The sequence below is a fragment of the Chloroflexota bacterium genome, assembly GCA_038040195.1.
In the GTDB taxonomy this organism is placed as follows: Bacteria; Chloroflexota; Limnocylindria; order QHBO01; family QHBO01; genus DASTEQ01.
The window spans coordinates 1-13,394 of sequence record JBBPIR010000001.1 but is presented as its reverse complement, the minus strand read 5'-3'; the positions used below and the strand labels follow the sequence as shown (position 1 = coordinate 13,394).

The following is a 13,394-nucleotide window of genomic DNA, read 5'->3' as shown; positions in this document are numbered from 1 at the left end:
GAATCGGGGCTTTTTCGTGGCCGCGGAATCCGCCGTACCCTCGTTTGTACCCTCAAACGTCGAGGCCGAAGCGGCGCCCCGTGTCCTGGGTCAAGCTTAGGCAATTCAACCTGGCGCTCGACACGTTCCACTAGCGGGCGGCCCAGGCGAGCACCAGATCGACGTAGGCGTCGGAATGGTCAGACGGGCCGAAATAAACTCGGGGCCCCTGACAACGATGCGTTCGTAGATCGCGTGTAGCAGCTCGGCGCGGCCGTCGGGAGTTGCCATCGCCCACGTCTCGGGCAGTGCTCGCAGCTTCGCGATCACCTTGTCGGCCGAAGCCACCGCATGAGTCGGCTCGCGTTCCTCGGCAGTGGCGAGCTCGGTCCGCAGGGTAGCCATCCTTGCCAGGTAGGTCGCGTCGTCGAGCTGACCAGCGGCGTGATCGAGGGCAAGATCTCGCTTCATCCGCTCGACGCGAGCTCGGCTAACGTCGCTTGGCGTGACGCTGGGCGTCGAGAGGACGCGAACGATACGCTCGACCGTGACGTCGTCGACTCGGACTCCCGTGACCTGCCCCACCACCCACGGTTCGTACGCGTCGGAGCTATAGGACGCCTTGGGACCCCACTCTGGGCACTCATCGTGGCGAGGGTGCATCTTGCGCTGGCGCGGTGGAGTACCCATCGTCCCGTCAGTCCGGATTCGCTGACCGCAGACGCAGTGGAGCAGCCCCTTGAGCATGTCCGGTCGTGCTGGGCTACGGCTACCGCCGTGTCGAGCTCGCGAGCTTCGCAGCGCGGCTACCCGCTCCCAGAACACGTCGGGGACCGGCGGATCGGCCCGCCCGACGGCCCTGCGGAAGGTACCTCCAGAAGCTCGGCTACTTCGCCTTCGATGCGGGCAGCACGGCCCAGGATGCGCGGCCGAGAGGGCATCGTCCGGGATCCGTTGTCGCGTCATCGGGGCAGGATAGCGGGCGCCGGGTTCGGGGCGTCGCCGGGGGCATGGCCCGATCCCTGACCCCTCCCTGATCCGAGTTCGGCGCGCGACCGTGACCGCGGCCACGACCCGACCTATCGAATGACCTCGACGGCTGCGCAGGTCCTCGTTCCCGTGAGAAGCGAACCGCGCACAGATGAGCGTGGCCACCCTCGATTTCCTGCAGAAATCGCACAGACTGCGGACCGGTTCACGAGGAACCTGTCCTGAATGTGTTCCTCAGGCGAGCAGCGGGCGCCCCTGCGGGCGAGTGCGGCGGCCTCGCTGCCGCATTTGTGTCATCTGCCCGCCCGGCGTGCACCTGACCGGGACCGGCTGACGAACGCCCAGCTGAGGGGCATCTGCCGGTTTTCACCGCGGGGAGTTCCACGGGCGCCGCAGCCGAGCCCGCTGCGTCAGGCGATGAGGCTGCCGAGGCTGGCCTGCCGCGCCCGGCTGCGCCGCGACGATGAGACGGGGCGCAGGTGCTGCTCAGGAGCGGGTACGCCCAGGAAGAAGCCCTGGCCGAGATCGCAACCGAGCGACGCGAGCTGGTCGAGCTGGGCCGCGGTCTCGATCCCCTCGCCGATCGTCGTCAACTTGAGCCGCTTGGCGAGGGCGATGATGGCCGAGGCGATGGCTTCCTCGGGGCCCGCTTTCTGAAGCGCGTGGACGAACCAACGGTCGATCTTGACGATGTCGATCGGCAGGTGTGCGAGATAGCTCAGCGCCGAATAGCCGGTCCCGAAGTCGTCGATGGCGACACGGACGCCGATCTCGCTCAAGCGTTCGAGGGCCGGCCGAGCTACATCGATCTCGAGCAGGGACGACTCCGTGATCTCGACGATCAGGCGATCCGCAGCCAGGCCGGTCGCCTCGAGAGTGCGGCCGATCCGAGCGACGATATCCTGGCGCACGAGTTGGCTCGACGACAGGTTCACACTGACCCACGGACGCTCACCGCGTCTGCCCGTGGCCGCCGTCATGCGGCAGGCCTCCTCGATGACCCAGTCGGTCAGTGGGCCGATCAGCCCGCTCGATTCCGCCAACGGGATGAAGTCGAGCGGCGGGATGAGCTGGCCGTCCCGCAGCCAGCGAACGAGCGCCTCGAACCCGATCGTCCGGCCGGTGTCCAGGTCCACGACCGGCTGGTAGTGGAGACGCAGGTCGCCGGCGGTGATCCCGGCCGCAAGGTCCGTTTGGAGTTGGAGCTTGGTCGGCGCGGCCGCCTGCATCGACGGCTCGAAGACCTCGACACGGCCCTTGCCGTGGCTCTTGGCCAGGTACATCGCGACGTCAGCCTTGCGGACCAGATCGTCGATGGTTCGATCGCCGGGGTCGGCCACGGCCACGCCGATGCTGGCGCTCACCGTCAGGCTGTGACCCCCGACGTCGAACGGCTCGCCGAGCATCGCCAGGACGCGTTTGGCGATGCCGATCGGCATCAGTGGGTCGGCGCAGGCTGGCAGGGCGATGACGAACTCGTCGCCGCCGAATCGAGCCGCCGTATCACCCTCGCGGGTCGCCTTGCGCAGCCGCTCGCCGACGGCGACCAGCAGCGCGTCTCCCGCTTCGTGTCCGTAGCTGTCGTTGACCGCCTTGAAGTCGTCGAGATCGACGAGCAGGACCGCCAGCAGGCGGTCGGCGGATCGGTTCGCGATGGCGGCGGTCAATCGGTCATTGAAGAAGCTCCGATTGGGCAACGACGTGAGCGCATCGAAGAGCGCCTGTCGGCGAAGCAGCTCCATCAGCGAATCGCGTTCGCCAAGGCTTTCGCCGAGCTGCCGCAAAGCGCCGCCGAGGCGAGCGATGACGAGGATGCCGATCAGCGTCCCGCCGACGAGATACGGCGCAGGATCGACCTGCCGACCGCTCGCGACCTCGATCGCCAGGGTCGCCGGATTGACCAGAAGGGCGGCCGCCAGCGCCACGATCCGACGGCGGCCGATGGGCCGAAACTCTGAGCTGTGCCGCTCCGCCGCGATCGCCATCGAGGGATGAAGGGCGGCTGCACTCACGACGGCCAGTGACGCGAATTCAGCCAGAAGGTACGGGCCGGGGAACGCGCCATGGCCGATCACGCCGCGCAGCATGTCCATGAACGTGAGGGCAAGCGTGAGAAGGGCGAGGAGGACGAGGAGGCGGGTCGCGGGGCGATGGGCCCCACCGAGGAACCACAGTGGGGCGACCGCCGCCGATGCGACGATGGCGGGGTAGAAGAAGGCAGCCACAGCTGCGGTATTGCCCTGTCCGGCCAGAAGGTACGGGGCGAAGCCGAATGCCCAGATCAGGACGCCGGTTCCAGAGGCGAGGATCGCCGCATCCAGGAAGGCTGCGCGTTCGCCACCCGGGATGCGACCACGCATGAGCATGACGAAACCACTGAAGCCGGCCACGAAACCGGCGCCAGTCATCGCCTGGCCCACGATCGCGACATCACCGGTCCTGGGAACCATCCCGATCCCGATCGTCGTGAGGGCGGTGCAGAGGGCGATCAGCTGCCACGGCAGGTGTCGGGCCGGGTGATGCATCCTGACGCCGGCGAGGATGGCCACCGCGGCCGCCAATCCCATCGCGTTCAGGAGCGGCTGGAAGGCCTTCTCGTCACCGATGAGTGCTCCGGCGACGGCGAGGCCAAGGCCTCCACCGAGGAAGACGAGCCACGCCCGTGGGCGCAGTCGGGCCAACCCGGTCCGGAGCGCACCCGATCGTCTTGCGCCCGACGCGTTCAGGCCATGGGTCCTCATGGCCCCAGTGTCCCCCTGTGGGTACCCCACCGCTATGGCCCAGACGGATGCGACCTCGTGACCTACGCCGAGGGGCAGGCCGTGCTGATACATCGGCGGAAGCCGCCAAACATCAGAGACCGCCTTGAGACGGAGGATCCGGTCTCGAATCTGTTCCTCAGGGGGCGACAGGATCCGTTGCGGCAGGTCATGGCCAGCGACGGCGGCCCGCCATCGATATCCTTGACAGGCTGGGTGCCCTATGCGCTGTCCCGATCAGCGACGCCCCACTCCTGGGCTGATTGAGCATGAAGCGACGTCTCGACGGGACCGGCACGGTCGTGGCTTGAGAATTCGGCTTGCTCGATTGAGCCAGAGGTCCGTACCTACCAACGGGGTCAGCTGGGGCTGCATCCCGGGCATAGTCTTGGCGACATCGTGGTCGATGACGCCGGGTGATTGAGCTCAACCACGGCCGGGTGCAGCTGTCCGCGGGCGTCAGGCACCAGCTGATCGAAGAGCATCGTGAGGCCGTCGAACCGGCGCGCCGCGCTTGCTCCCAGCCCGAAGGCGTAGAAGAGCAGCAACGCGGGGTAGGCGTACAGGTCGAGCCACGGGCGTATCCCGGACCCGCGGTCTCGCACCGAGGCGAGGTAGCCGATGAGCCCGACGGCGCCCCGGGCCGAGGCCGGGGGAGTCCACCACCCGAGGGTGCCCCAGGCTCGGCCCAGCGGAGCAGTCAACGCCTCGTAGGACTCCACGCGCGGGCGGGTGCTCGGAAATGACAGCGGTTCGGCAGGCGGCCGACAAGCCCGGGCGACATTGGATTGAACCGCTTCGTCGGTGCAGCCTCTGTACCCTCATTCGTACCCTCAAGCCGGTCGGAATCCACCAGAACTGGCCGGAGCGCACCGTAACAGCCGTACTCAGCCGGAACCCGCCGGACGTTTGCCGCGAATCCGGTATGCGGTACCAACTTGCCCCCGTCGGCGAAATTCATGCTCAGATCCGGCCTGTGCAGCACCCCGGCGGCGATGGTGACCCCTGATTTGACCCCTGAAGGGCCGAGAGGAGCGCAGCTGTCCGATTAGCGTTCCGTAGGCTACCGCTGTGTTCGCCCGGCCTAGACTTCCTTCCCAGTCCGGTTGGAGGGTTGCATCACTCTTCGGCATCGCCGCCGCCGGCGAGGGCCGACAGCACGAGGGTCAGGAGCTAGTCGCCGAGGTACGTGGTCGCGGCAGACTCTCTCCTCATCGACATCGCCGACCAGCCCCACGACCATGCCGGCCGGCAGGGCAGATCACTGACCGCTGCCCGGGACGTACAGCTGCGCCGAACCCGGTGTGTCATCGCCACCCGCCACGAGGACCCTGCCATCGAGGAGCAACGTGGCCGGGGACCCGACGCGCCACTCGAGCATGGTCCCGGTGGTGGTCCAGGACCGGGTGTCCGGGTCGTACAGCTCGGCGGCCCTAAAGGGCGGCTCGGGGTCAATTCCATTCACGCCGCCCGCCACCAGCACCGTGCCATCCGACAACAGTGTGGCCGTTTGGTAGGAGGTGCCCGGCCTGGCCATGTCCCCGGTGGCGGTCCAGGCCCCGGTGGCCGGGTCGTACAGCTCGGCCCACCGGTCGGCGGACGACGTTGACGTTTGGCCCACCACGAGCACCTTGCCATCGCGCAGCAGCGTCGCCGTGATGACGTCGCGCGGGGCGTTCATGTTCGCGATCGCGGTCCAGGACCCCGTGTCCGGATCGTACAGCTCGGCCGAGTCAGTCGGGAAGTCGAAGGGGGCGTGGCCGCCCGCCACGAGCACCCTGCCATCGGGCAGCAGGATGGCCGCGTGGCTGTGCCGCGGTGTGGTCATCGTCCCGGTGGCGGTCCAGGTCCCACTGTCGGGGTCGTACAGCTCGGCGCTGCCGTCGTTGCCGATCACGAGGACCTTGCCATCGCGCAGCAACGTGGCCGTGGTGGCCGTGTCGCCAGTCATGAGCATCTTCCCGGTGGCGGTCCAGATTCCGCTGTCCGGGTCGTACACCTCTGCGCCGCCGATCGGCTCGTCCGCCGTCGGGTCGTCGACATCCCCCACAAGCACCTTGCCGTCGCGCAGCAGCGTGGCCGGGAAGCCAGCGAGGGGCTTGAGCATGTTCCCGGTGGCGGACCAGGTCCCGCTGTCCGGGTCGTACAACTCGGCGGAGGTCAGGTGGTCCTCATTATTGGCTCCCGAGCCGCCCGCAACGAGCACCCTGCCGTCGAGGAGGCGCACCGCGGTGTGACCAGAGCGGGGCGTACCCATCGTCCCGGTGGCGATCCAGACCCCTGCCGGACCCGAGACGACGGACGAGGTCGGTCCTGCTGATGGTCCTGCGAGTTCGCTCGGGCTGGGCTGCCCGCTGGGCGTCGGGCTCGGACCGACGTTGAGCGATCGCAGGAAGAGGCCGATGCCAATTACCAGGGCGACGACAACGGCTGTCCCAGCGAGAGCCAAGGGCGCGAAGCGGCTCAGTCCCGGGCGGCCTGTCTCAGGCATCGGCTCATCGAGCAAGCGGACCAGCCATGCCGGACGGGGGCGGGTGTGACCCGTCGCGGTCAGCACCGACTCGAGCAGGCCCTGCGGCTGGCCAGACGGCGCCGATTCCTCAAGCCACGATCGAAGCAGCGCGTCGAACTGGCGCTCACTGGTCATGCGATGCCTCCCGTCGAGACTGCCGAAGCCCGATCCTGCGCATCGAGCGCAGCCCGAAGCGCCTGGGTGGCGCGGTTGAGTCGCGATTTCATGGTGCCCAGCGGAATGCCCATCATGTCGGCAGCCTCCGCCAACGGCAGGTCGAGGTAGTAATGGAGCACGAGTACGGCCCGCTCCTCCGCCGATAGGTGCCGAAAGCCGCGCTCAAGCTGATCGCGAACCGCCAGCAGGCGCTGGTCATCGTCGACCGATGGAACCTCGTGCATCGGCACCAGCTGCACCTCCGTGAAGGCCCGATGCCGCTCCTTGCGTGCGACGCGGTAGCAGGCGCGCACCGTCAGCCGGTGCAGCCAGGCGTCGAAGCGGTCGGGGTCGCGCAGAGCTCGAATGTCCTGCCAGGCGGCGATCAGGGCGTTCTGGACGGCGTCGTTGGCAAGGTCGCCATCCCGCAGGATCAGGTGGGCGACGCGGTACAGCCCGCCGATTGCAGCAGCTGCCAGCTGGGAGAACGCGGCATGGTCGCCGGCTGACGCCCGTACCACCAGATCGTTCTGCATGCTGCTCACCCTACGCGTGGCGACCAAGATGACCGCCTTCGTTTGGTATGGGCACGGCTGGGGGCGATTGGTTCCATCTGGGCTCTGGCCCGCTCTGGCGGGTCATGGGAAGTCGAGTGAGCTGCTCGCGCGGTGAGCGCCGATCCGAGCCCTTATCTGAGCCCTTATCGCGGCCGTCCCAGGGGTCCCAGTGCGGTCGGATTCGCCCACCGGAGCCAATGTGGAACCTGTGGGTCGCTACGCCCAGAATCCGGTATGCGGTACCAACACACCACAATATCTGGTAGGTGACGAGCTCATTATTCGGCTGGAAGCGCGCTGACCGATGCCGCCGAGCTGGCCGTAACAGTCAACGCGGCGCCATCGACCGGCATCCCATCCGTCGCCGGACCCGCGCTGTCCGCAGTCTCTACCGTGGCATCGAGCCGTTCGACGAACGGCCTGGCTCCGACGCGGGCAAAGAACGCTCGTGCAGCGGCCGCGATCGGGCCTACTTCTGGTTCCGAGATTCCCACGAAGGCGGTCATGTCGAGGGCGGTCAGGGCGGCGTCGAAGGCGAGATGCTGGTCCTCGAAGTCGCGGATCGCTTCTCGGTAGGCGGCAGCGGCCTCGCGGGGCCGACCCTCGAGGGCGGCCAGACCGGCACGGATGGTCGCGCGGCGGATCTCAACGACCCCGCCATGGACGCCGGTTCCGTCCAGGGCCCGTAAGTCGGACCGGGCTGCATCGAGGTCGCGGTCCCAGAGCCCGGCCCGTGCTGCCTGGTAGTAATACGAGGGGCCCTGGGTGGTGTCGAGCTCCACCACGCGAAGCCATGCGGTGCGAGCATCTTCGAAACGACCAGCCGCGAAGGCTTCGCTGCCCCTGGCGTCGAACACCGACAATCTCAACGATGCCAAGCCGACATCATTGCTCCCACCCGCCAGCCGATCGAGCTCGGCAAGCCCATCCGCGATCGACTCCCCTCGCGAAGCCCGTACCACGAGGGCGTTTCCCAGCAGCCCAACCCGATGGTTCGGTTCCAGGTCCTCGGCCAGCGGTCCTTCCAAGGTTGCGATGGCCTCGTCCCATTCGCCGCCGAGGTAGGCGGTGAAACCGACGTTGTTGGCGAACCGCAGCATGATCCGGCGCTCGCCCGTGCGGCGAGCCAGCTCTAGTCCCTCCCGCATGCCGGCCAGGGCTCGCCGGTTATCGATCTCGAGCTCGAAGAACGTTCGCGAGATGATCCCGCGCAGGTGCAAGGCGGTGAGCCCGGCATCGCGCGCGAGGTCCTCGCCGGCCTTGATGATTCCGATCCCCTCCCGGACGCGGCCCAGAGCGGCCAGGGTCGCTCCCTTGGCGAGGAGGGCATCCGCCAGCACTTCGGTGAGGCCGCGGTGCTCCGCGGCCTCGAGCACACGCTCGGCCACGCCCAGCGCCTGCGAAAACCGTTCCCCGAAACCCAGGGCGTTGAGGAGCATCCCGTCCAGCGCGACGACGACGGGATCGGGAGCCAGGTCGGCGAACTCAGCCGAAGCGGGCTCGAGGAGATTGATGGCAGCCTCCGCCTGAGCGTTGTACAGCAGTGCGGAGCCGAGGGCAGTGGTCGCACGGGCCACTCCGACCCGGTCGCCCAGGCCGCGGTACAGGTCGATGGCCTGCCGGCAAAGGGCTTCTGCGTGCACGTAGCGCGCGGCGGTGGTCGCTGACGAGGCCGCTCGCTCGATGATGTCACCCTGCTCGGCAGGATCAGTGGTCACGGTCAGGGCCTGGTCCAGGAATGCGACGGCCTGGTCGTGGGCCCCCAGGGCTACCGCTCGGTCAGCCGCTGCCCGGAGCGCGATCCGCGCCTGGACGGCCAGTGCATCGGCCTCTGGACCGGCCGCGGCGCTGGCATGGGCGGCGAGATAGTGGCCCGCGAGGGCACCTGCCAGCTCATCGGAGCCCAGCGACTCGAAGTAGCGAGCGGCGGCCAGATGACGGGCCTTGCGGTCCGGCTTGGCCAGCGTGTTATAGGCGACCTCGCGGATGAGGGCCTGGACGAACGCGTACTGCCCGCGTTCGGGCGACCGCGGATCGGTGTCCCGCGTGAACAGCTCCTGGTGGACCAGCGCTGTCAGCCGCGGCTCCAGGTCGGTGGCCACGCCGGACACGGCCGCCAGGCCGTCCGTCGTGAAGGACTGCCCCAGAACGGCGGCGTCGTGGACGAGAGACCGATCGGCAGGCTCCAACCCGTCCAGGCGGGCGGCCACAAGGGCGGTGAGCGTCTGGGGCACGGCGAGCTCGGTGAGATCCCCGACCGGGGCGTAGACGCCGTCCTTTTCGGTCAGGCGCCCCTCGGCCAGGAGCATGCGAACCGTCTCCACCGCGTACAGCGGGATGCCGTCCGCCCGGGCCACGATGGCCGCCGCCGCGCGGTCCGGGAGACCTGGGATGAGGCCGGCGAGCATCTCGCGCATGGCGGCTTCGGGCAGCGGCTCGAGGTACAGCGACGTGAAGCTGCGCTTGCCGGCCCCCCAGTCCGACCGCTTCTCCAGGAGCTCGGGACGGGCCAGGGTGACAACATAGATCGGTAGGCCACGGCTCCATTCCTGGAGGTGGTCGATGAAGTCCAGGGTCCCTGAATCGGCGAAGTGGAGATCCTCGAAAACCATGACCACCGGCGCGTGGGCCGCGATACGCTCGAAGAACGTGCGCCACGCCGCAAACAGCTCCTCGGACCCGCCGCTTGACTCCACTCCGAGCAGCGAAAGCAGTGCCCCTTCGACCCACTCCTGCTCGCGTTCATCGGTGATCCACTGCCGGATCGCGGTTCGCACCTTGCTCCGGGTGGTTGGTTCGTCATCGGTCTCGACCAGCCCGCAGCGGCCGCGAACCATCTCGCCCAGTGCCCAGAAGGTGATGCCCTCGCCAAAGGCGGGAGACCGACCGCTGTGCCACCACGTGTCACCGACCAGGCCGTCCACGTATTTCAGGAACTCCCAGGCCAGCCGCGACTTTCCGATTCCCGCCGGGCCGATGACCGATACAAGCCGGATCCGAGACTCGCGGCCGGTCGCGAGGAACAGCTCCTTCAACAGCCGCAACTCGTCATCGCGCCCGACGAATGGTGCCTCAAGGCCCTCGGCGCGGTTTCGGCCGCCGACTTCGGCCACCAGGCGCAGCGCCCGCCAGGCCGGCACCGGGGCCGACTTTCCCTTGAGGACATGCTCGCCCGCTTCCTCGAAGGCGATGGCCCGGCCCGCCGCACGCTGGGTCGACTCCCCCACCAGGACCGATCCGGGAGGTGCCACCGACTGGAGGCGTGATGCGGTGTTCACAAGGTCGCCCGCCACCATGCCCTGGTTGATGGCGCCCAGCGTGACGGCCGCCTCGCCAGTCAACACCGCCGCACGGGCCTGGACGGTCGGGCCCAGGCTGCGGACGGCATCCACCAGGTCCAGCCCGGCACGCACCGCGCGCTCAGCGTCGTCCTCGTGGGCGGTGGGGGCGCCCCACACCGCCATGACGGCGTCGCCGATGAACTTCTCAACCGTGCCGCCGTAGCGCCGAATGACGTCGGACGCGAGGTCGAAGTAGCGGCTCAGCGTGTCGCGGACTTCTTCGGCATCTCGCTCCTCGGCGAATGGCGTGAACCCAATCAGATCGGCGAACAGGACGCTGACCACCCGCCGCTCGGCCACCGGCGCTGCATTCGACGGAGAGGTTGCCGTCGCGCTTGGCGCGGGACCGCCGCCCGGCAACGGCAGGCCGCAGTCCGCGCAGAACCGCGCTGCAGGCCGGTTGCTCGCACCGCAGTTCGGGCAGCCGGCTGAAAGGCTCGTGCCGCAGGCGTCGCAGAACTTGCGACCCGCCTCGTTTTCGGTTCCACAGTTCGCGCAGGTCACGAACTCGCTCCCAGCGTATGGGCGCTCAGAGTACCGGACGGCGAGCGCACTGCGAATGCCGCCGAATCGAGTGGGTCAGCCACTCAGGCGCCCGCGTAACTCCCGCTCGTACTCGGGGAAGTAGCGGACCTCTCTGATGGTCCGATGGGACGAGGGCGCAAGCACACCGCCACTCGAGGAGTTGACCCCCGATTTGACCCCTGATCCGAGCAGTCTGCTGCACACACCTGCGGCCCCCCGCGGCACCCGCGCGCTTGCGGCAGTCGCAGGCGACCTTGAACAGCGAATCCGGTTTGCGGTACCAAATCGGCCGCTTCGTGCGCACATTGAGCCGGCGGGGGCTGGCGCACTCCGCGGTCAGGCCGTCTGATCGCACTTCACCTCGACGGCCATCACGTTCAGGTCGTCGGTTCCAATGTCTCGATCGTGTGAAGCTCGGTCGGACCTGCCCACATGATCCGCGCCGGATCGGTCTGCCCATCCGCGAAGCGTGTCTCCTCGTACTCGACTAGCGCCGTGGCGCCGCCGGTCAGTAGCGGTTGCTTTGCGTGCGTATGAACTCGTTCAGTGGATCGAGCAGCCCGCCCGACTCCCGAACGGCGAAGGCGAACGTCTCCGGAATCTCCATCTGATGAACATCGCTTACCGCCAGCTGACCGGGATGCGAGTCTGCCAGGTATTCACTGCACACATCGCCGGTGCCGAATCCGTCGATCTCACCGCGCAGCAGCGCATCGACGGCGCGGTCCTGGTCGTCGAGGTAGACCACACGCGTCGTCAATGGCCTTCTGGCGTCCGTGTCCACATCGGCAGTCGAACCTTGCGTGACCCCGATAACGCGGCCGCCGAAGTCGGCCATGGTCTTGAGCTGGTAGCGATCCACCGACCGGATGAGCAGCGAGCGCTGCACCGTGAAGTACGGGTCGCTCCACATCATGCCTGGCGAGGTACGACTCGCCAGCGGGGCGATGCTGGCAGCCGCGACGTCGATCTCGTCGCGGCCAGGCCGTTCCCAGATACGGTCGAACTCGAAGAACTGCGCGGTGAACTCGAGGCCTGACTTCGTTGCGAACGCGCGAAGGAAATCGATGTCGCGGCCTCGTGCCTTATCGCCATCGCGCCAACAAAGCGGGGCGAACGCCCCATACGTGCCGACGGTCAGGATGCCGGGGGTGATCGTACGGATGACGCTCATCGGTTCCCAGTATGTCCCGCGCGACCCCTTCGGCAAGCTCGTATCCGGGGCTCGGACTCGCTCGCTGATTGTCGATCGGGATATCGGCAGCGGAGGGGCACATCCACTAGGGTCTGGCGCGGCGCGGACAGATGCCGCTACGAGCCTGATCTTCGGCAACGGGTCGGGCCTGGTGGTCGCGTTCGCGTGTCTCTTCGCCGGCGCAGTGGCCTGCCTGGCCTGGGCGACCGCAACTACCTGGCGACGGCGCTGACCGAAATTGCCTACCCCACCCAGCATGCCGGCGCTCGCCGACTGTGGGAGGAACTGGAGCACGGATGCACCAGGTAGGCTGCTTAAGAAGGTAGGCAAGGGCGTGAGGACCGTCGCCGGCACGGAGCCTGGCGTCGCCGCCAGCGCCGCCGGGACCGTCGTGGCCGCCGGCAAGGGTCGTCATGCGCAGGCCGCTGATGGCGATCCGTTCCTGCCAGCGGTTGCCCGGGGGGCGCTGGTCGGTGCGCTGCTCGGCCGCGAGCCGCCGCCGATCCTGAGCCCTTATCTGAACCCTTATCGCGGCCGCTCCAGGTGTCCCACGGTGGCTTTTTCCGCCCACGGTACCCACGCTGGGACGTGTGGGCCGTTGCGCGCAGAATCCGGTATGCGGTACCAAATCTGCCCCCAACGGTCCCATCCACGCGCGGATTCCGTCCTGTCACTCAGGACTGCGGCAGCCAAACCTCATCGCCGCGGTGAACCCGGCCGCTTCGCTCGACCGCGGCGTAGACGCCCACGTTCACGTTGTTGTGTCGCGCCGCGGCCCGCAGGATGCCGAGGTCCTTCGGCAGATCGTCCTGTGCGATGGTCGTCATCACGCACCGTTGGCACGGCTTGGTGATCCGCAGACGGACCTCGTCGCCGATGGCCAAGGAGCGCCCGACCCATTCATTCTCGATGAAGCCGGCTTGGCCGTCGGTCGGAGTGACGACGACGTTCGGTCGGAAGCGGCGGACCTCGAAGCGACCCTCCGGGTAGAGCTGGCGGAGCCGGTCGAGCGTGGCGGTCGTCAGCAGGTGGACGATGCCGGCGTCGAAGAACGTCCCGGGCGGCATCGCCTCCTCGGTCAGCGCGTCCCGGTGATCGAGGCCTTCCATGTCGGGCCAGTACTCCTCGAGGCTCGGCGCCTCTGGCGCGGAGCGGTCAAGGGCGACGTCACGGCCGAGGTCGGCCGACAGGACCTGGTCAACATTGGGGTCGTCGCTCCGGATGATCCGGCCGTCCGGCAGAGTGATCCGCACCGCTGGCAGGCCGTCGGTGCCGGCTGGCGGCTCGACGTACGCCGCTCGATGAGCGAGCAGCGTCGGCCACTTGCGCGGGAACTTCGCGCTCGCGACCTTGCCGGTCTCGCGATCGACGAGGGCGTAC

General features: G+C 68.2%; 8 protein-coding genes. All 8 read right to left on the bottom strand.

Annotated features, from left to right (window positions below; translation table 11 throughout):
• Positions 1-105: 105 nt before the first annotated feature.
• A complete protein-coding gene (locus AABM41_00040) occupies positions 106-669 on the bottom strand; it encodes a hypothetical protein (protein MEK6190692.1) in 564 nt (187 codons plus the stop codon).
• 710 nt (positions 670-1,379) lie between these two features.
• On the bottom strand, positions 1,380-3,710 hold the full coding sequence (locus AABM41_00035) for an EAL domain-containing protein (GenBank protein ID MEK6190691.1): 2,331 nt from the start codon (positions 3,708-3,710) through the stop codon (positions 1,380-1,382).
• 377 nt (positions 3,711-4,087) lie between these two features.
• Entirely contained in the window at positions 4,088-4,450 is a 363-nt protein-coding gene (locus tag AABM41_00030) for a hypothetical protein (protein MEK6190690.1), read from the bottom strand.
• Positions 4,451-4,989: 539 nt separating this feature from the next.
• Positions 4,990-6,375 (bottom strand): kelch repeat-containing protein, encoded by a 1,386-nt coding sequence (locus AABM41_00025; GenBank protein MEK6190689.1) that lies wholly within the window; start codon positions 6,373-6,375, stop codon positions 4,990-4,992.
• The gene (locus tag AABM41_00020) at positions 6,372-6,932 is read right to left on the bottom strand and encodes an RNA polymerase sigma factor (protein ID MEK6190688.1); all 561 of its coding nucleotides are present in this window, start codon (positions 6,930-6,932) and stop codon (positions 6,372-6,374) included. The genes AABM41_00025 and AABM41_00020 overlap by 4 nt, the downstream gene beginning before the upstream one ends.
• A gap of 299 nt (positions 6,933-7,231) precedes the next feature.
• Positions 7,232-10,594, bottom strand: coding sequence for an adenylate/guanylate cyclase domain-containing protein (locus AABM41_00015; protein MEK6190687.1), 3,363 nt, complete (start codon positions 10,592-10,594; stop codon positions 7,232-7,234).
• Positions 10,595-11,327: 733 nt separating this feature from the next.
• Complete coding sequence (locus AABM41_00010; protein MEK6190686.1) at positions 11,328-11,993, bottom strand: transporter substrate-binding domain-containing protein; 666 nt, start codon at positions 11,991-11,993, stop codon at positions 11,328-11,330.
• 695 nt (positions 11,994-12,688) lie between these two features.
• The coding region (locus tag AABM41_00005; protein MEK6190685.1) for an MOSC domain-containing protein at positions 12,689-13,394 on the bottom strand (706 nt) is incomplete at its 5' end.

What these genes read in the sequence shown, in the direction of transcription:
- AABM41_00040 (MEK6190692.1), bottom strand. Translation starts at nt 669, where the DNA reads ATGGGTACTCCACCGCGCCAGCGCAAGATGCACCCTCGCCACGATGAG.
- AABM41_00010 (MEK6190686.1), bottom strand. Translation starts at nt 11,993, where the DNA reads ATGAGCGTCATCCGTACGATCACCCCCGGCATCCTGACCGTCGGCACG.
- AABM41_00035 (MEK6190691.1), bottom strand. Translation starts at nt 3,710, where the DNA reads ATGAGGACCCATGGCCTGAACGCGTCGGGCGCAAGACGATCGGGTGCG.
- AABM41_00025 (MEK6190689.1), bottom strand. Translation starts at nt 6,375, where the DNA reads ATGACCAGTGAGCGCCAGTTCGACGCGCTGCTTCGATCGTGGCTTGAG.
- AABM41_00020 (MEK6190688.1), bottom strand. Translation starts at nt 6,932, where the DNA reads ATGCAGAACGATCTGGTGGTACGGGCGTCAGCCGGCGACCATGCCGCG.